Raw genomic sequence first — 18,436 nt, 5'->3', positions numbered from 1 at the left:
GGGATGAAGCCTTCTAACGATATTTGTCTTGCTGTGGGGCAGAGCAACAAGCGTACTTGTCCTGGCCGCCACCTATGACGGTGGTGATTGATGGACGAGGACCTGCGGGCGGTTGTCGATTAATGCTGTCAATTCCCACGGTGATCGTAGCGCCGTCACTAGTAGATGGCGGCGGCTGAATGGGTGGGTTCATACCGCCATAAATAACTGGTTGCCCCCAGTTGTTCACTTGAAATAGCTCTAATCTTCTTGTGCCTAGCTGGATCTCCAACGTATCGGGGTGCCATGTGACTACCTGAATTAATCCGCCGAAGTGATTATTTATAGTCTCTGGATTGGTAATTGCTAAGTTTGGGGCTAATATAGGCTTTGGTGCTTCGCTGGATATGTCGTGTGTTTTTAAGCTGTTCATAATTGGCGCTATGGCTGTTGCGATATTTTTAGCTAACTCTGAATTATATGTGCCTAGTAAGCTGGCGCCCAGCGCGACAGCAGTGAATACACCAGCGGTATAAGGGGCCGCCGCCAGGAGTGCAAACCCCGCCACCACACCAGCTACGTTGCCTACTAAACTTATGTAATCACCTTCTTTTGGCTCTTTTCCTTCCTTGGATTCAGCAACGATTTTCAAAAATGTCACCGTACCCGCGAGAGTATTGGTTACGATATTCAAAAACGGCACTGCTCCCGCAGTCATTTGCGTAACGGACAGCACGGAGGCAATGGCACTGGCGGTCTGCGCAGTCTGCACAACTAGCGAAAAGCCTTGACTGTCAGTGGTGAACTGGTCATGCACCGCAGCAGCCGCGCCTGCTTGGAATCCAGGGTTTCCAACTCTGTCAACCATGGCCACAAATATTTCGACCCGTTTAGTCATATTTTGAAATCCTTGTTTATTGTCTTGAACGCAATAGTGAGGCGCAGACGGTCGCAGTCTATGGTTGGTGAGTTAGCTCGGTGTGGAATTTCACCGTCGAAGATTGCGATACGCCTTGGTTTGGGTAGTGCCGCAGCGATAACGTCAGTCTTGGCGTCATTGCAGAATAAAAGCTCACCTCCCCATGTCGTTGCCCAGTAGTCGTTACAGAAAAGGACTGCGGTATACCCTGGCTCGCTTGGCAGGTTGTCTCGGTGAATTGGGCTGTCCTGCCCTGCGGTCTGGCCGTTTGCATACACGCCGATCAGTCTGGAGTTTTTCATGTGTCCAGTACATAGACGCTTCCAGATGTTGATGAGGAATCCCCAGCGCTCGTTTGCGACCAGTTCTTGCTCACAACATTCCAGTGATTCACGCTTGCTCCCTGCAATAAAAAAATGCCAGCAGGGGCGAGCGAAGGGCGTAGAATTTACTGGCCAGTCATATCGCCATAGGGGGTGTGAGAACGCGTTGTTAAGTTTGGCTTGTTCATCAAGTGTAATGGCATTGTCTAGAATGCTAATGTCACTTGGAACGAATTGTCTTTGCATTGGCTATGTCTCAAGTTTTGTACAATGCCTTAAAGGCTGTTAGCCAGATAGTGGTGGTTGGCGCTAGGAGACATTAGTCGCTTGGTGTAGTGGGTTCGATAAGATATGGGGGTTACTGATTGAGAAGATTTTCCGAAGCTGATGTGGCTCTTGAGGCAATTGGCTGTGGGAAATCTTCCGTTGCCCCGGTGCGTCGGGGCAAGAAGGTGTACATGGGGGAGGTGACCCATCATGTATGGAGTAATTACTGCCCTTAGCCGAGTAACAGTGGCGCCAACCTCAACGCGACATACCTAGGGGGTGTATGAAATGCCTTGAGACGAAAGTCAGGCAAGGCGAAAACAGCCGAAGAAGCGCAGTTTATGGGCCGTAAATGAGCATACCGAGGCTGTTTTCAACGCAGCATTACCGAGTATCAAGGCATTTCATACAGAGCCTAACTCGGCATCATCCATCAACGCCTTGGCCATCGCACTGAGGTAGTGGGCAGCCCAGATCATCATGGGTTTCTCATCCATCAGGCCGAGGATGGTCAGTTCGCGCACATAACCCATCAATTCGGATGCCTGGTCACGGGCGTCCCGGCACGGAATGCCTGCTTCGATGCGATACAGTGGGTGGGTCTGGTTTTTACCTTGGAAGAAAGTGGTTTTGCCGACGGTGAATTGGGTGTCGACTGTGCTCATTGATCCTTCTCCTGAATCATTTCGAGTGACAATGAATGAAAGTTCTAATCGAAATGAGGGGGAGATCAGGGACTGTCATTTTCATATCAATAATTCGTAGGCTTACTGATTGACTGCTTCTCCGATTCCACACGAAGGGTGGCAGCTGTACGCGGTGTGGAATCCAGGCTACGAGTTAACCCGGTAGGCTTGTGACCTTCCGCGCACAACGGCCATGACGACAGTTACTCGGTAATTGATCGGGATTCCACGCCCGGACGCTGAATGCCAGCAACCAGCAAAGGCGACATACTCTCAAGACAAAAAAACCACACCCCACCCAAAATCCCATGGAACCTCCCCCCCACCCATTCTGGTCTAGTCTGAAGTTATGACCGGACCTGGGCCAGGGACGTGCAATTGAGTGTCCGGGCCGGATCACCATTGGAGTCCTTGGGAGGTGCCCTCATGAGCCTGCTGCTCGAGCCTTACACCCTGCGTCAGCTGACCTTGCCCAACCGCATCGCCGTGTCACCAATGTGCCAGTATTCCGCCGTCGATGGCTTGGCCAACGACTGGCATCTCGTCCATTTAGGTAGTCGCGCCGTCGGTGGCGCCGGCCTGGTAATCACTGAAGCCGTGGCGGTGACCGCCGATGGCCGGATCACCGCCGAAGACCTGGGCCTGTGGGACGACGCCCAGATAGCGCCGTTGCAGCGCATCACCCGCTTCATCAGTGCCCAGGGGGCCGTGCCAGGCATCCAGCTGGCTCACGCCGGGCGCAAAGCCAGTACCTACCGCCCGTGGCTTGGCAAACAAGGCAGCGTCAAACTGGAGGAGGGCGGCTGGCAGCCGGTGGGGCCGTCGAAGATCGCCTTCGATCCGCAGCACACGCCTCCACGCGAGTTGAGCCAGGACGAGATTCAGGAGGTGATCGCCGCCTTCGTCGCCTCGACCGAGCGCGCCTTGAAGGCTGGATTCAAGGTGGTGGAAATCCATGCTGCCCATGGCTACCTGCTGCACCAGTTCCTGTCACCGCTGAGCAACCAGCGCCGTGACCAATATGGCAGTTGCTTCGAAAACCGTATCCGCCTGACCCTGGAGGTGGTCGAGGCCGTGCGCAAAACCTGGCCTGCCGAATTGCCGCTGTTCGTGCGGGTATCGGCTACCGATTGGGTAGAGGATGGCTGGAACCCGGATGAAACCGTCGAACTGGCACGCCGCCTGCGGAGTTTGGGCGTGGATCTGATCGATGTTTCTTCTGGTGGCACCTCGGTCAACGCCGAGATCCCCACCGGCCCCGGCTACCAGACCCGCTTTGCCGAGCGCGTGCGCAAGGAATCGGAAATCGCCACCGGCACCGTGGGCATGATCACCGAACCGGCACAGGCCGAGCACATCCTGCGCACCGGCCAGGCCGATATCATCTTCCTCGCCCGCGAACTGTTGCGCGACCCGTACTGGCCTCTGCATGCCGACGACGACCTGGGCGGCAACAAGGCCACCTGGCCTGCGCAATACCAGCGTGCGACCAGCCGCGCCAACCCGATTCACGAGTCGGATTTGCGCGACTGACCCATGCCTTGCGCGGCCCTTGCAGGAGTGGCCGTGTCTCGCGAAAGGGCCGCAAAGCGGCCCTGGGTTCAGCTATAGGCAGCCTTGCTGAGAATATCGCTTACCCATTGGTTGATGCTTTTTTCGGCCAGCTCCGCCTTGGCCGCCACACTGGCGTGAAGGGTAGGCTCAAGGCGTAGGCTGAGCTTGCCGGAATACGTTTTCTGCGGTTCCCGCCCAAGGCGTTCGCAAGTCTCAAGATAATCGTCAACGGCTTCTTCAAATGCCTGGCGCAACTCACTGATCGATTCGCCATGAAAACCTATCACGTCGCGAATGCCGGCGACATGGCCGATCAGCAACTGGTCTTCGTCGCTGTATTCGATACGAGCGGCGTATCCGCGGTAAGTCATTACATTCATGGTAATACTCCTGCCTGCTCAATGAACTGGCGGGCGTCTCTTAGTTGATAGGGCTTGGCGTGCCTGTCCGGATGAGGGCGGTGGAAGGTTGCCACTGCTCCATTGAGTTCAAAGCGAACCCGTGATCCTCTTCCTTCTACGACCCTGGCACCCAGCGATACCAGCAGAGACTCCACCCGCGCCCACTCCAGTGTTCTGGGAACCGGCCTTTTAAGTAATGCTTCAAGTGTGGCTTGCTGATGATTATTCATGGTATCAGATTATGATACCAGTCAAGAGAGCTCAATGAACGTGCAGTAGGAGGGAGTAGATCACGGTTGAAGGAAAATTCTGAGACGTTGGCCAAGGGGCATTCAAGCCCCTCGGTCAACGCGAGCACTTAGTGCTTGATCATCACATGCCGCACACAGGTGTAGTCCTCCAGTCCATACATCGACATGTCCTTGCCATACCCCGAATGCTTCTGCCCGCCATGGGGCATTTCGCTGACCAGCATGAAGTGGGTATTCACCCAGGTGCAGCCATACTGCAAGCGCGCCGCCAGGCGGTGGGCGCGGCCGGTGTCGCGGGTCCATACCGATGAGGCCAGGCCGTAGTTGGAGTCGTTGGCCCATTCCAGCACCTGCGCTTCATCGGTGAAGCGGGTGACCGAAACCACCGGGCCAAACACTTCGTTGCGCACGATCTCGTCGTCCTGCAGGGCGTCGGCCAGCACGGTAGGCTCGAAGAAAAAGCCATCGCCCGCTATTGGCTTGCCACCGGTTACCAGACGAATGTGCGGCTGGGCGATGGCCCGCTGCACCAGCCCGGCGACCTTGTCGCGGTGCTGGGCGCTGATCAGTGGCCCCAGTTCGGTTTCTTCAGATTCCTGCAGGCCCGGCTTGAGGCTGGCTACGGCTTTACCCAGGCGTTCGACAAAGCGCTCGTAGATCCCGTCCTGCACATACAGGCGGCAGGCTGCGGTGCAGTCCTGGCCGGCGTTGTAGAAGCCGAAGGTGCGGATGCCGTCGATGGCGGCATCGATGTCAGCGTCATCGAACACCAGCACCGGCGCCTTGCCACCCAGCTCCATGTGCATGCGTTTCACGCTGTCGGCGGTGGCGCTGATGATGTGCGCGCCGGTGGGGATCGAGCCGGTCAGCGACACCATGCGCACCTTGGGGTGGGTTATCAACGGGTTGCCGACCGTCTGGCCGCGGCCGAAGAGAATGTTCAGCACCCCGGGTGGTAGCAGGTCCTGGGCCAGTTCGCCCAGGCGTAGGGCCGTCAGCGGCGTCAGCTCGGACGGCTTTATCACCACGGTGTTGCCGGCAGCCAGGGCCGGTGCGATCTTCCAGGCCAGCATCATCAGCGGGTAGTTCCACGGCGCGATGGAAGCCACCACGCCCAACGGGTCGCGGCGGATCATCGAGGTGTGGCCCGGCAGGTACTCGCCTGCCGCTGAGCCGCCCAGGCAGCGCGCCGCACCGGCAAAGAAACGGAACACGTCGGCAATCGCCGGGATCTCGTCGTTGAGTGCAGCGCTCAGGGGCTTGCCGCAGTTCTGTGATTCCAGCCGGGCCAGTTCATCGCCATGGGCTTCGATGGCATCGGCCAGCGCCAGCAAAGCCTGCGAACGTTCTTTAGGGCTGGTTTGCGACCAGCTGTCGAAGGCCTGGTCGGCAGCGCGCACGGCACTGTCCACCTGCGCCTCGGTGGCTTCGTTGATCTGCGCCAGGGCAGTGCCCAGCGCCGGGTTGAGCACGGTCCAGGCCGGGCCTTGGCCAGCGACCAGCTGGCCATTGATCAGCATCTGCGTTTGCATCGGGGGCTCCTCCAGGGTCATTTGCCACCGCCCGCGACGCTGTCGCCGCCACGGGTCAGGTAATAGGCGCCAAGAATCGGCAGCATGGTCACCAGCATCACCAGCATGGCGACAACGTTGGTCACGGGCACGTCGCGCGGGCGGCTGAGCTGGTTGAGCAGCCAGATCGGCAGGGTGCGCTCGTGGCCGGCGGTGAACGTGGTGACGATGATTTCATCGAACGACAAGGCAAAGGCCAGCATGCCGCCCGCCAGCAGCGCCGAGCCGAGGTTGGGCAGGACGATGTAGCGGAAGGTCTGCCAACCGTCGGCGCCAAGGTCCATCGAAGCTTCGATCAGGCTTTGCGAGGTACGCCGCAGGCGGGCGATCACATTGTTGTAGACGATCACCACGCAGAACGTGGCGTGGCCGACTACGATGGTGAACACCCCGGGCTCTATCCCCAGCGTCTTGAATGCCGAGAGCAGGGCGAGGCCGGTGATGATGCCTGGCAGGGCGATGGGCAGGATCAGCACCAGCGAAATGCTCTCCTTGCCGAAGAAGCTGCGCCGATAGAGCGCCGCCGAGGCCAGCGTACCGAGCACCAGTGCGATCAATGTGGCCAGGCAAGCCACCTGCAGCGAAAGCTTGATTGCCTCGAGCACATCGGGCCGGGTGAAGGCCACGTCGATCCACTTCAGGGTAAAGCCTTTGGGCGGAAAGCTGAACGCCGCGTCTTCGGTATTGAAGGCGTACAGGAAGATGATCAGGATCGGGAAGTGCAGGAACAGCAAGCCGCCCCACGCCGCCAGGCGCAGCCCTGCAGACGCTTTTTCAGAGTGCATCGAAAGCCCCCAGGCGTTTGACGATGGCCAGGTATACCGCGATCAGCACGATGGGCACCAAGGTGAACGCGGCGGCCATCGGCATGTTGCCGATCGCCCCTTGCTGGGCATAGACCATGCTGCCGATGAAGTAGCCGGGCGGGCCGACCAGCTGCGGCACGATGAAGTCGCCCAGGGTGAGCGAGAAGGTGAAGATCGAGCCGGCGGCGATGCCGGGGATCGACAGCGGCAGGATCACCTGCACGAACGTTTGCCCTGGCCGGGCACCCAGGTCCGCCGACGCCTGCAGCAGCGACGGTGGCAAGCGCTCCAGCGAGGCCTGGATCGGCAGGATCATGAACGGCAGCCAGATATACACGAACACCAGGAAGCGCCCCAGGTGCGAAGTCGACAGCGTGCTGCCGCCCACGCCCGGCACGGCCAGCACTGCTTGCAGCATGCCATCCAGATGCAGCTGCTGGACGAACCATTGGGTCACGCCGCCCTTGGCCAGCAGCAGGGTCCAGGCATAGGTCTTGACGATGTAGCTGGCCCACATCGGCATCATCACCGCGATGTAGAAAAACGCCTTGGTCTTGCCGCTGGTGTAGCGCGCCATGTAATAGGCGATGGGGAAGGCCAGTACCGCGCTGGCCAGCGACACCGCCACCGCCATGCCCAGGGTGCGCAGGATGATGTCGAAGTTCGACGGGTTGAACAGTGCGGCGAAGTTGCCCAGGGTCAGGTCCGGGGTCACCGCCATGGTGAAGTCGTCGAAGGTATAGAAGCCCTGCCACAGCAGGTTCAGCAGCGAACCCAGGTAAATCGCGCCGAACCAGGTCAGCGGCGGGATCAACAGCAGTGCCAGGTACAGGTTGGGGCGCCGGTACAGCAGGTTGGACAGGGCGCGCAGTGTGCTCATGTCAGCGGCCCTCGGTTTCCTGCAGCACCGTCATGGCCTCGCGGGGCCAGTGCGCCTGCAGGCGTTGCCCGGGCTGCCAGGCCTGTACCTGCTTCTGCCAGCGGTCATTGGCCTGGCTTACTGCCAGCAGTTGACCGTTTTCCAGCTGCAGTTCGTAGCGTGTGGCGCTGCCTTGGTACTGGACATCACGCAGCACGCCGCTGACCTGTACCTCATGGCTGGTCACTACCGGGTCGCCCAGGCGAATGTGCTCGGGACGGATGGAGAAGGGCGCCGGGCTGCCGTTGAGCTGCATGGCCAGTTCGCCCCGCACCACGTTGGACGTGCCGACGAATTCAGCGACGAAGGTTGTGCTGGGCTTCATGTACAGGTTGCGCGGGGTGTCGACCTGTTCGATACGGCCGCGGTTGAACACCGCGACCCGGTCGGACATCGACAGCGCTTCGGTCTGGTCGTGGGTGACAAAGATGAAGGTGATGCCCAGTTGGCGTTGCAGCTTTTTCAGCTCGCCTTGCATCTGTTCGCGCAGTTTCAGGTCCAGCGCGCCCAGTGGCTCATCCAGCAGCAGCACCCGCGGCCGGTTGACCAACGCCCGGGCCAGGGCCACGCGCTGACGCTGGCCGCCAGACAGCTGTGCCGGTTTGCGCGCGCCATAGCCAGCCAGAGCCACCATGGCCAGGGCTTCTTCGGCGCGGCTGTGGCGTTCGGCCTTGCCCACGCCTTTTACCTTCAGGCCATAGGCGATGTTGTCCAGCACGTTCATGTGCGGGAACAGCGCATAGTCCTGGAACACTGTGTTGACGTCACGTTGGTAGGGCGGCAGGCCAGCGGCCTCGACCCCTTGGATGCGGATCGAACCGCTGGAGGGTTGCTCGAAGCCTGCGATCAGGCGCAGGCAGGTGGTCTTGCCCGAGCCGGAAGGGCCGAGCATGGAAAAGAACTCGCCATCGATGATGTCGATGCTGACCTGGTCGACGGCCTTGACCTCGCCGAAGGTGCGGGAAACCTGGGTGAACTGGACGGCTAGGGGCATACGTGGACTCCGGACAACAAGGGTTCTCCTGTGCCGGCCTCTTCGCGGGTGAACCCGCTCCTACAGGACGCGCCACCCTTGCAGGCGGTGAAGAACCTGGGGGAGCGGGATTGCCCGGGAAAAGGCTGGTACAGGCATTCAGGCAACCTCAGCGACCACCCATGATCGCAATGTAGTCCTGGGTCCAGCGGCTGTAAGGGACGAACTTGCCCCCTTGGGCCTGCGGTGTTTTCCAGAAGGCAATCTTGTCGAAGTTGTCGAAGCCGTTGGTCTTGCAGCCCTCTGCCCCCAGCAGCTCGCTGCCGGTGCACGCCGCCGGCACAGCCGGCAACGAGCCGAACCAGGCCGCCACATCGCCTTGCACCTTAGGTTGCAACGACCAGTCCATCCACTTGTAGGCGCAATTGGGGTGCTTGGCCTCGGCGTGCAGCATGGTGGTGTCGGCCCAGCCGGTCGCGCCCTCCTTGGGGATGGTGGAGGCCACTGGCTGGTTCTCGGCCTTGAGGCCATTGACCATGTAGCCCCAGGAGCTGGAGGCAACCACGCCTTCGTTTTTCACATCGCTCATCTGGACCGTGGCGTCATGCCAATAGCGGTGGATCAGCGGTTGTTGCTGGCGCAGCAGTTCCAGCACGGCCTTGTATTGTGCCTCGTTCAGTTCGTACGGGTCCTTGATGCCCAGTTCGGGCCTGGCCGACTTCAGGTACAGCGCTGCATCGGCGATGTAGATCGGCCCGTCATAGGCTTGCACGCGGCCCTTGTTCGGCTTGCCGTCGGGCAGGTTCTGCGGCTCGAACACCACGCTCCAGCTGGTGGGCGCCTGCTTGAAGGTGTCGGTGTTGTACAGCAGCACGTTTGGCCCCCACTGGTACGGCGTGCCGTACACCTGCTTGTCGACCACATACCAGCTACCGTTCTGCAGGCGCGGGTCGATGCTCTTCCAGTTGGGGATCAAGGCGGTGTTGATCGGCTGTACGCGCTTGCCTGCAATCAGCCGCAGCGATGCATCGCCCGAGGCGGTGACCAGGTCATAGCCGCCCTTGGTCATCAGGCTGACCATCTCGTCCGAGGTGGCGGCCGTTTTCACGCTGACCTTGCAGCCGGTTTCCTTTTCGAAACCGGTCACCCAGTCGTAGGCCTTGTCGCTTTCACCGCGTTCGATGTAGCCGGGCCAGGCGACGATGTCCAGGCGCCCCTCGCCGGCCCCCAGGGCCTTGGGCGCTTCGGCGGCCTGCAGGCTGGCGCTGGCCAGCATGGCGCAGGTGGTGGCGCCGAGCAATGCGGTCTTGTGCACTGACATGGTGTTCCCTCTTCTTGGCGATCTTGTTCGGGCAGTCATGAGGCAAGCAGTGAAACAATCGTTATAAGCGTAGTGCGTGAGTGCGAGGTATTGGCGATATCGAGTCTAGTTGGCTTTTTGCCCGCTAACGCAACATCCTGAAGCAAATCCCTGCATGGCGTGTGCTCCGCCAAGCCTTACTCTGGCGTTTGAATCTTCTTACGTGGAGACACGCGAATGAACACCCGTGGCTTGCTCGATCAACTCCTCAAATCCGGCCAGCAACTGCTCGAAAAGCAGGGGGCGCCACCAAGCCTGGCAGCCCTTCGGGCGGGTTGGGCGGGTTGTTGTCCGGGGCAGGAGGCGGCCTGCTGGGTGGGGGCGCTCTGGGCCTGTTGCTGGGTAGCAAGAAGGCCCGCAAGTACGGTGGCAAGGCCCTGACTTACGGCGGCCTCGCCGCGCTGGGGGTACTGGCCTATAAAGCTTACGGCAACTGGCAGGCAAACCAGCGGGGGGCCGCAGCCGAGCCTCAAACCATCGACCGCCTGCCGCCGGCCCAGGCCGAGCAGCACAGCCAGGCGGTACTGCGCGCCCTGGTGGCGGCGGCCAAGTCCGATGGGCATATCGACGAGCGCGAGCGGGCGCTGATCGAGGGTGAATTCACGCGCCTGGACAGCGACCGCGAATTGCAGCACTGGCTGCATGCCGAGCTGAACAAGCCGCTGGACCCGGCCGAAGTGGCCCGCGCTGCGCAAACGCCGGAGATGGCTGCCGAGATGTACCTGGCCAGCGTGATGATGGTCGATCAGGAAAACTTCATGGAGCGTGCCTACCTGGACGAGCTGGCTCGCCAGCTGCGGCTGGATCCGGGCTTGCGCCAGGAACTGGAAAGCCAGGTGCGGTTGACTGCAGCGTAGTGGCGGTGCTTGCCACGGCCTATTGAGCGCCTGTGAGACCGAGCGCCGCCCGCGCGGCGCTCGGTCTCACAGGCGCAAAATTCCTGACGACAATCACATCAATACCGTAAGACCTCTGGGCTATACTTCGGCGATTTTTCCCGCTCGTTGTGAATTCCTGAGGGCTGAATGTGAAGAACTGGACCTTGCGCCAACGGATCCTGGCAAGTTTCGCCGTGATCATCGCCATCATGCTGCTGATGATCGTGGCCGCCTACTCGCGGTTGGTGACTATCGAAACCGCCGAAGAGGCGGTGGGGACCGACAGCATTCCCGGCGTCTACTACAGCTCGATGATCCGCAGCGCCTGGGTCGACAGCTACGTCACCAGCCAGCAACTGGTGGGCCTGTCCAACCATCGTGAAATCACATCGGCCGACCTGGAACTGTTCAGAAGCTTCGATAACCGGCTGAAGCAATACATGGCCAGCTACCAGGCCACCATCCAGGACAAAGACGACCAGGTCCGCTTCGACAGCTTCGTGCAACTGGAAGAAAGCTACCTCAAGATCGTCAACCAGGTGCTGGATGCCTACGGTCAGCGCAACTACGACGAGGCCCAACGGCTGATCAACGAAGTCCTCACCCCGGCCTGGAAGGATGGGCGCGAGCACCTGACCGAAGTGATCGAGAATAATCGTGCCTCTGCCGATGCCGCCACCGACGATATCGTCAACGCGGTCAACACGGCCAAGGGCAGCATGGTGGTCTCACTGTTGCTGGCAATCGTTGCTGCCGGCATCTGCGGCCTGCTGCTGCTGCGTACTATCACAGCGCCCATGCAGCGTATCGTGCATGCCCTCGACAAGCTGCGTTCCGGTGACCTGAGCATGCGCCTGAGCCTGGATCGCAAGGACGAATTCGGTGCCATCGAAAGCGGCTTCAACGAAATGGCCGAGGCACTGGCCAACCTGGTGGCCCAGGCCCAACGCTCGTCGGTGCAGGTGACCACTTCGGTCACCGAAATTGCCGCCACGTCCAAGCAGCAGCAGGCCACCGCCACCGAGACGGCCGCTACCACCACCGAAATCGGCGCCACCTCGCGGGAAATCGCCGCGACTTCGCGGGACCTGGTGCGCACCATGACCGAAGTGACGACGGCTGCTGATCAGGCATCCAGTCTGGCAGGCTCCGGGCAGCAGGGCCTGGCACGCATGGAAGAGACCATGCACCAGGTGATGGGCGCTGCCGACCTGGTCAATGCCAAGCTCGGTATCCTCAACGAGAAGGCCAGCAACATCACCCAGATGGTGGTAACCATCGTCAAGGTTGCCGACCAGACCAATCTGCTGTCGCTCAATGCCGCAATCGAAGCGGAAAAGGCCGGTGAATATGGCCGCGGCTTTGCCGTGGTCGCGACCGAAGTGCGCCGCCTGGCCGACCAGACCGCCGTGGCCACCTACGACATCGAGCAAATGGTGCGCGAGATCCAGTCGGCAGTGTCGGCCGGTGTCATGGGGATGGACAAGTTCTCCGAAGAAGTGCGCCGCGGCATGTTCGAGGTGCAGCAGGTGGGCGAGCAACTGAGCCAGATCATTCACCAGGTGCAGGCCTTGGCGCCGCGTGTATTGATGGTCAACGAAGGCATGCAGGCCCAGGCCACCGGTGCCGAACAGATCAACCAGGCGCTGGCCCAGCTCAGCGATGCCAGCACCCAGACTGTCGAGTCGCTGCGCCAGGCCAGCTATGCCATCGACGAGCTGAGCCAGGTGGCCGCGGGCCTGCGTGGCGGCGTGTCGCGCTTCAAAGTCTGACCGCGATGAACGACTTGCAACTGCGCACCGCGCGGGCGGCGAACACCGAGGGGGCGTTGTACCTGCAGTTTCGCATCAGAGCGCAGCGTTTTGCCCTGAGCGTGCACGAGGTGATCGAAGTGTTGCCGCGTCAGCCGCTCAAGCCGATCGCCCAGGCACCTGCCTGGGTCGCGGGCATCCTCGCCCATCGTGGCCAGCTGGTTCCGGTCATCGACCTTGCCGCCTTGAGCTTTGGCCAGCCGGCGGTGCAACGCACCAGCACCCGCCTGGTGCTGGTGCACTACCGAGGCGGCCTGCAGCTTGGCCTGATCCTGGAGCAGGCCACCGAAACCCTGCGTTGCCAACCGGACGAGTTCCAGCCCTATGGGGTGGACACAGGCGATGCGCCTTATCTGGGCCCGGTGCGCCAGGATGCCCAAGGCCTGCTGCAGCGCATCGAAGTCAATGACCTGCTGCCCGACACCGTGCACGCATTGCTGTACACGCAAGACCCGACAGGGATGCCTACATGAACGAACAGCGTTTCTTCCGCTTCTTGCGCGAGCGTATTGGCCTGGACGTGGAGTCGGTGGGCGCGCCCATGGTCGAACGCGCGCTGCGCCAACGTTGCGTGGCTGCGGGCGCGATGGACCTGGACGATTACTGGCTGCGCCTGCAGCAGTCGGCAGACGAGCAACAGGCGCTGATCGAAGCGGTGATCGTCCCGGAAACCTGGTTTTTCCGTTACCCCGAATCCTTCACTGCGCTGGCCAGCCTGGCCCATAAACGGCTGGCTCAACTGGCTGGCGCGCGCCCGCTGCGTTTGCTCAGCCTGCCGTGCTCTACCGGCGAGGAGCCCTATTCGCTGGCCATGGCCTTGTTTGACGCCGGCATGGCGCCTGGGGCATTCCTTGTCGATGGAATGGACATCAGCCCAAGTTCAGTAGCCAAGGCCGGGCAGGCGGTGTATGGGCGCAATGCGTTCCGGGGTAGCGAACTGGGCTTTCGCGAGCGCTACTTCGATGCTCTGGACGAAGGCCACCGCCTGCATGAGCGGGTACGCCAGCAAGTCAGCCTGCGGGTGGGCAATGTGCTTGACCCGGCGCTGGCCAGCCGCGACGGCCTGTATGACTTCGTGTTCTGTCGCAACCTGTTGATCTATTTCGACGTACCGACCCAACAGCGTGTGTTCGAAGTGCTCAAGCGCTTGCTGCATCCGCAGGGTGTGCTGTTCATCGGCCCGGCCGAAGGCAGCTTGCTGGCACGCATGGGCATGCGTCCATTGGGGATCGCCCAGTCGTTTGCCTATGTACGTCATGAAGGTGACAGCGCCCCCTTGGCGGCGGCACCCGCCCAACCTGCCAAGCGTGCGTTCACGACGTTGCCCGCACCGGTTTATCCGCAGCCCAGTGTGCCGTTGCCGCGTTCGCTGCGTGTGCTGCCGGTGGCGGCCAGGCCAGCGCCAGCCCGCGAGCACAGCCACGAGGGGGCCAGCGAGTTGCTGGCCGGCATTGCCCGGCTGGCCAATGCCGGTGCCAGCGAGCAGGCCCGTAGCGAATGCCAGCGCTACCTGAGCCAGTACCCGCCGTCGGCACAGGTGTACTACTGGCTGGGGTTGCTCAGTGATACCGAAGGCGATGCGCAGCAGGCGCTGAGCCACTATCGCAAGGCCCTGTACCTGGAACCACAGCACCCCGAGGCGCTGGTGCACCTGGCCGCCTTGCTGGCGGCCCAGGGTGACCTGGCCGGCGCTCGGCGCCTTCAGGAGCGCGCGGCGCGGGCTGGCCGGGAGTCTGAACGATGAACAGTGAATCCGCGATGCAATTGCTCGCCGAGGATGACGCGCACATCGACGACTGCTGGAACCGCATTGGCGTACGCGGCGACAAGCAGTGCCCACTGCTGGAGCGGCATGTTCATTGCCGTAATTGCGAGGTGTATGCCGCTGCGGCCACGCGTTTGCTCGACCGCTATGCGCTGGTGCAGGAGCACCAGGCTGCAGCGGTGCAGCCGGACGCGGAAAACACCGGTCGTTCGATGCTGCTGTTCCGTCTGGGCGAAGAGTGGCTGGCGCTGGCTACCGCCTGCCTGGCCGAAATCGCCCCGTTGCAGGCGGTGCATTCATTGCCGCACCAGCGCTCGCGGCTGCTGCACGGGGTTGCCAATGTACGCGGTGCGTTGGTGCCGTGCCTGTCCCTGGCTGACTTGCTCGGGGTGCAGGCCGGCTCCACCGAGCAACGCAGCGCACGGGCGATGCCACGTATGCTGATTCTGGCCGCCGAAGGCGGGCCGGTGGTGATGGCTGTCGAGGAAATCGACGGTATTCACCGGCTCGACCCGCAGTTGCTGGGCAGTGGCCGGGACGCCACACGCTTCACCGCCGCAGTCCTGCAGTGGCGCGGCCGCAGCGTGCGGGTTCTGGACGATCAACACTTACTGTCTGCCGTGCAGCGGAGCCTGTCATGACCCCAGAGCAAATGCGCGACGCATCGTTGCTCGAACTGTTCAGCCTGGAGGCCGAGGCGCAGACCCAAGTGCTCAATGCCGGCCTGATGGCACTGGAGCGCAACCCTACCCAGGCTGACCAGCTCGAGGCCTGCATGCGCGCTGCCCACTCGCTCAAGGGGGCTGCGCGCATTGTCGGGGTGGATGCTGGCGTCAGTGTCGCCCACGTGATGGAAGACTGCCTTGTGGCGGCCCAGGAAGGCCGACTGCGGCTGACCGCCGAGCATATTGACGCGCTGTTGCAAGGTACCGACTTGCTGATGCGTATTGCCACACCCGGCGATGCCGGGGCGCAGGCGACCTTGCCGGTGTTTCTTGCGCAAATGGCCAGCCTGCTCGACCCGGGCGCCTCTGCCATGCCTGTCGTGCCGCTGGCTGCATCCATGCCGCCGGAGCCGCCGCTGGCAACCCTGCGGCCTGCACCCGTGGTAATGCCAGCCGAACCGCCGGAACCAGAGCCCGAACCCGCCCTGCGGCGCAAGGCTGGCAAGCGCGCTGGCGAAGGTGCCGAGCGGGTACTGCGTGTCACCGCCGACCGCCTCAATAGCCTGCTTGACCTGTCCAGCAAGTCGCTGGTGGAAACCCAGCGGCTCAAGCCATATCTGGCTACCCTGCAGCGCCTCAAGCGCATGCACGGCCAAGGTATGCAGGCGCTTGACGGCTTGCGCATGCAGCTGGAAGACAAGGGGCTGGGCAACGAGGTGCTCGAAGCCTTGGCACAGACCCAGCGCCTGCTGGCAGAGACCCAGCAGATTCTGCAGCAGCAGGCGGCCGACCTGGATGAGTTCGGCTGGCAGGCCAGCCAGCGTGCGCAGTTGTTGTATGACACCGCCCTGGCCTGCCGGATGCGGCCGTTTGCCGACGTGCTGACCGGGCAAAGCCGCATGGTCCGCGACCTGGGCCGTTCGCTGGGCAAGCCGGTGCGGCTGGTGGTGGAAGGGGAGAAGACCCAGGTCGACCGCGATGTGCTGGAAAAGCTCGAAGCACCGCTGACCCACCTGTTGCGCAATGCCGTCGACCACGGCATCGAATTGCCCGAGCGGCGCCTGCTGGCGGGCAAGCCGGACGAGGGTGTGATCCGCCTGCGGGCTTCGCACCAGGCGGGCATGCTCAGCCTGGAGCTGATCGACGATGGCGCCGGTATCGACCTGGAGCGCCTGCGCAGCAGCATCGTCGAGCGCGCCCTGTCGCCCGCTGACACGGTGGCGCGGATGAGTGAGGCGGAGCTGCTGACGTTCCTGTTCCTGCCCGGTTTCAGCCTGCGTGACAAGGTTACCGAAGTGTCCGGGCGCGGTGTGGGGCTGGATGCGGTGCAGCACTTGATCCGCGAGCTGCGCGGCTCGATCGAGTTGACCCAGGTGGCAGGGCAGGGCTGTCGCTTCCATCTTCAGGTGCCGCTGACCCTGTCGGTCGTTCGCAGCCTGGTGGTCGAGGTGGGCGGTGAGGCTTACGCCTTCCCGCTGGCCCATATCGAACGCACGCTGGAAGTGACCGCCGAACAGATCGTGCAGATCGAGGGGCGCCAGCACTTCTGGCACGAAGGCCGGCATATTGGCCTGGTGGCGGCCAGCCAGTTGCTCAATCGCCCGGCTGGGCAAAGCGACGAAGCCAGCCTGCGGGTAGTGGTGATTCGTGAGCGCGAGCAGCTGTATGGCGTGGCCGTGGAGCGGCTGGTGGGGGAGCGGGTGCTGGTCGTGATGCCACTCGACCCACGCCTGGGGAAGGTGCAGGACATTTCCTCCGGCGCCTTGCTCGATGATGGCTCGGTGGTCCTGATCGTCGATGTCGAAGACTTGCTACGCTCGCTGGAAAAACTGCTCAGCACGGGCAGCCTGGAGCGCATCGAGCGCGGCAGCAGCGGAGCCCGTGGCGTAGTCCGCAAACGCATCCTGGTGGTCGACGACTCGCTGACCGTACGCGAACTGCAGCGCAAGCTGCTGGGCAACCGTGGCTACGACGTGGCGGTGGCGGTGGACGGCATGGACGGCTGGAACGCCCTGCGCAGTGAGGACTTCGACCTGTTGATCACCGACATCGACATGCCGCGCATGGACGGTATCGAGCTGGTTACCCTGGTGCGTCGCGACCAGCGCCTGCAGTCATTGCCGGTGATGGTGGTGTCCTATAAAGACCGTGAGGAAGACCGACGGCGTGGCCTGGACGCTGGCGCCGACTACTATTTGGCAAAGGCCAGTTTCCACGACGATGCGTTGCTGGATGCTGTTGTGGAACTGATCGGAGGTGCTCAGGGATGAAGATCGCCATCGTCAATGACATGCCCCTGGCCGTCGAAGCGTTGCGCCGGGCGGTCGCCCTGGAGCCCGCACACCAGGTCGTGTGGGTGGCCAGTAACGGTGCCGAAGCGGTGCAGCGTTGCACCGAGCAGTTACCGGACCTGATCCTCATGGACCTGATCATGCCGGTGATGGACGGTGTCGAGGCAACCCGGCGGATCATGGCCGAAACCCCGTGCGCCATTGTCATCGTCACGGTCGACCGTAAGCAGAACGTACACCGGGTATTCGAGGCCATGGGCCATGGCGCCCTCGATGTGGTCGACACCCCGGCGTTGGGCGCTGGCGATGCCCGCGAAGCGGCGGCGCCCTTGCTGCGCAAGATCCTCAATATCGGCTGGCTGGTCGGCCAGCAGCGGGCACCTGCCGCAAGGTCGGTCGCTGCGCCGCTGCGCGAGGCTTCCCAGCGCCGCGGGTTGGTGGCAATCGGGTCTTCGGCAGGTGGCCCTGCAGCACTCGAAGTATTGCTCAAGGGCTTGCCGGCAGCGTTTCCGGCGGCCATCGTGCTGGTCCAGCATGTGGACCAGGTGTTTGCCGCAGGCATGGCCGAATGGCTCAGCAGCGCAGCAGGCCTGCCGGTGCGCCTGGCCCGTGAAGGCGAACCGCCGCAGCCAGGGCAGGTACTCCTGGCCGGTACCAACCACCACATTCGCCTGCTACAGAATGGCCAACTGGCCTACACTGCGGAACCTGTGAATGAAATCTACCGGCCCTCGATCGATGTGTTCTTCGAGAGCGTGGCACGTTACTGGAATGGTGATGCAGTGGGCGTGCTGCTCACCGGCATGGGCCGCGACGGTGCCCAGGGCCTGAAGCTGATGCGTCAGCAGGGCTTTCTGACCATTGCCCAGGACCAGGCCAGCAGCGCGGTGTACGGCATGCCCAAGGCTGCTGCGGCTATTGATGCCGCCGTGGAAATCCGCCCGCTGGAACGCATTGCCGGGCGCTTGACTGAATTTTTCGCAAAATGACGAAATGTATTGAATCACGCCGCCAGGC

General features: G+C 62.1%; 17 protein-coding genes and 1 pseudogene. 8 read left to right on the top strand and 10 right to left on the bottom strand.

Annotated elements, in window-relative coordinates; genetic code table 11:
• Positions 1-13 precede the first annotated feature (13 nt).
• The 3 genes from ACI7M0_RS21110 to ACI7M0_RS21100 form a co-directional block, all read right to left on the bottom strand.
• Positions 14-877, bottom strand: coding sequence for a hypothetical protein (locus ACI7M0_RS21110; protein ID WP_129933695.1), 864 nt, complete (start codon positions 875-877; stop codon positions 14-16).
• The gene (locus ACI7M0_RS21105; RefSeq protein ID WP_129933694.1) at positions 874-1,467 is read right to left on the bottom strand and encodes a 2OG-Fe(II) oxygenase; all 594 of its coding nucleotides are present in this window, start codon (positions 1,465-1,467) and stop codon (positions 874-876) included. The genes ACI7M0_RS21110 and ACI7M0_RS21105 overlap by 4 nt, the downstream gene beginning before the upstream one ends.
• Positions 1,468-1,892: 425 nt before the next feature.
• Entirely contained in the window at positions 1,893-2,153 is a 261-nt protein-coding gene (locus ACI7M0_RS21100) for a DUF3077 domain-containing protein (protein ID WP_129933693.1), read from the bottom strand.
• A gap of 447 nt (positions 2,154-2,600) precedes the next feature.
• On the opposite strand from ACI7M0_RS21100, the gene ACI7M0_RS21095 reads away from it, so the two are divergent.
• On the top strand, positions 2,601-3,707 hold the full coding sequence (locus tag ACI7M0_RS21095) for an NADH:flavin oxidoreductase/NADH oxidase (protein ID WP_064490846.1): 1,107 nt from the start codon (positions 2,601-2,603) through the stop codon (positions 3,705-3,707).
• Positions 3,708-3,775: 68 nt separating this feature from the next.
• Here the strand turns inward: ACI7M0_RS21095 and ACI7M0_RS21090 are convergent, their stop codons facing one another.
• The 7 genes from ACI7M0_RS21090 to ydcS form a co-directional block, all read right to left on the bottom strand.
• On the bottom strand, positions 3,776-4,108 hold the full coding sequence (locus tag ACI7M0_RS21090) for a type II toxin-antitoxin system HicB family antitoxin (protein ID WP_003252175.1): 333 nt from the start codon (positions 4,106-4,108) through the stop codon (positions 3,776-3,778).
• Positions 4,105-4,359: a type II toxin-antitoxin system HicA family toxin gene (locus ACI7M0_RS21085; RefSeq protein ID WP_014754315.1), complete on the bottom strand. Its 255-nt coding sequence runs from the start codon at positions 4,357-4,359 to the stop codon at positions 4,105-4,107. Before ACI7M0_RS21085 ends, ACI7M0_RS21090 begins: the two co-directional genes overlap by 4 nt.
• 128 nt (positions 4,360-4,487) lie before the next feature.
• Entirely contained in the window at positions 4,488-5,912 is a 1,425-nt protein-coding gene (locus ACI7M0_RS21080; protein WP_129933984.1) for a gamma-aminobutyraldehyde dehydrogenase, read from the bottom strand.
• Positions 5,913-5,929: 17 nt separating this feature from the next.
• Positions 5,930-6,736, bottom strand: coding sequence for an ABC transporter permease (locus tag ACI7M0_RS21075; protein WP_104962454.1), 807 nt, complete (start codon positions 6,734-6,736; stop codon positions 5,930-5,932).
• Positions 6,726-7,637, bottom strand: coding sequence for an ABC transporter permease (locus ACI7M0_RS21070; protein WP_129933985.1), 912 nt, complete (start codon positions 7,635-7,637; stop codon positions 6,726-6,728). The genes ACI7M0_RS21075 and ACI7M0_RS21070 overlap by 11 nt, the downstream gene beginning before the upstream one ends.
• A gap of 1 nt (position 7,638) precedes the next feature.
• A complete protein-coding gene (locus ACI7M0_RS21065) occupies positions 7,639-8,670 on the bottom strand; it encodes an ABC transporter ATP-binding protein (protein WP_012053577.1) in 1,032 nt (343 codons plus the stop codon).
• A gap of 148 nt (positions 8,671-8,818) precedes the next feature.
• On the bottom strand, positions 8,819-9,970 hold the full coding sequence (ydcS, locus tag ACI7M0_RS21060) for a putative ABC transporter substrate-binding protein YdcS (protein ID WP_104962451.1): 1,152 nt from the start codon (positions 9,968-9,970) through the stop codon (positions 8,819-8,821).
• A 216-nt stretch (positions 9,971-10,186) separates the two neighbouring features.
• Here ydcS and ACI7M0_RS21055 point away from each other — a divergent pair.
• From ACI7M0_RS21055 to wspF, 7 genes and pseudogenes are all read left to right on the top strand, one after another.
• Positions 10,187-10,866 (top strand): annotated as a pseudogene (locus ACI7M0_RS21055) (tellurite resistance TerB family protein).
• A 170-nt stretch (positions 10,867-11,036) separates the two neighbouring features.
• Positions 11,037-12,659: a methyl-accepting chemotaxis protein gene (locus ACI7M0_RS21050; RefSeq protein ID WP_129932546.1), complete on the top strand. Its 1,623-nt coding sequence runs from the start codon at positions 11,037-11,039 to the stop codon at positions 12,657-12,659.
• 5 nt (positions 12,660-12,664) lie between these two features.
• Positions 12,665-13,171, top strand: coding sequence for a chemotaxis protein CheW (locus ACI7M0_RS21045; protein WP_010952582.1), 507 nt, complete (start codon positions 12,665-12,667; stop codon positions 13,169-13,171).
• Positions 13,168-14,442 (top strand): protein-glutamate O-methyltransferase CheR, encoded by a 1,275-nt coding sequence (locus ACI7M0_RS21040; protein WP_020192786.1) that lies wholly within the window; start codon positions 13,168-13,170, stop codon positions 14,440-14,442. The genes ACI7M0_RS21045 and ACI7M0_RS21040 overlap by 4 nt, the downstream gene beginning before the upstream one ends.
• Complete coding sequence (locus ACI7M0_RS21035) at positions 14,439-15,104, top strand: chemotaxis protein CheW (protein WP_003252198.1); 666 nt, start codon at positions 14,439-14,441, stop codon at positions 15,102-15,104. The genes ACI7M0_RS21040 and ACI7M0_RS21035 overlap by 4 nt, the downstream gene beginning before the upstream one ends.
• On the top strand, positions 15,101-17,398 hold the full coding sequence (locus ACI7M0_RS21030; protein WP_129932547.1) for a hybrid sensor histidine kinase/response regulator: 2,298 nt from the start codon (positions 15,101-15,103) through the stop codon (positions 17,396-17,398). The genes ACI7M0_RS21035 and ACI7M0_RS21030 overlap by 4 nt, the downstream gene beginning before the upstream one ends.
• Entirely contained in the window at positions 17,395-18,408 is a 1,014-nt protein-coding gene (gene wspF / locus ACI7M0_RS21025; RefSeq protein ID WP_010952586.1) for a Wsp signal transduction system protein-glutamate methylesterase WspF, read from the top strand. Before ACI7M0_RS21030 ends, wspF begins: the two co-directional genes overlap by 4 nt.
• Positions 18,409-18,436 lie beyond the last annotated feature (28 nt).

The organism is Pseudomonas sp. 10(2024) (genome assembly GCF_045164175.1).
Lineage (GTDB): Bacteria > Pseudomonadota > Gammaproteobacteria > Pseudomonadales > Pseudomonadaceae > Aquipseudomonas > Aquipseudomonas alloputida.
The sequence above is the reverse complement of the archived record's forward strand: the minus strand, read 5'-3'. Positions and strand labels throughout refer to the sequence as shown.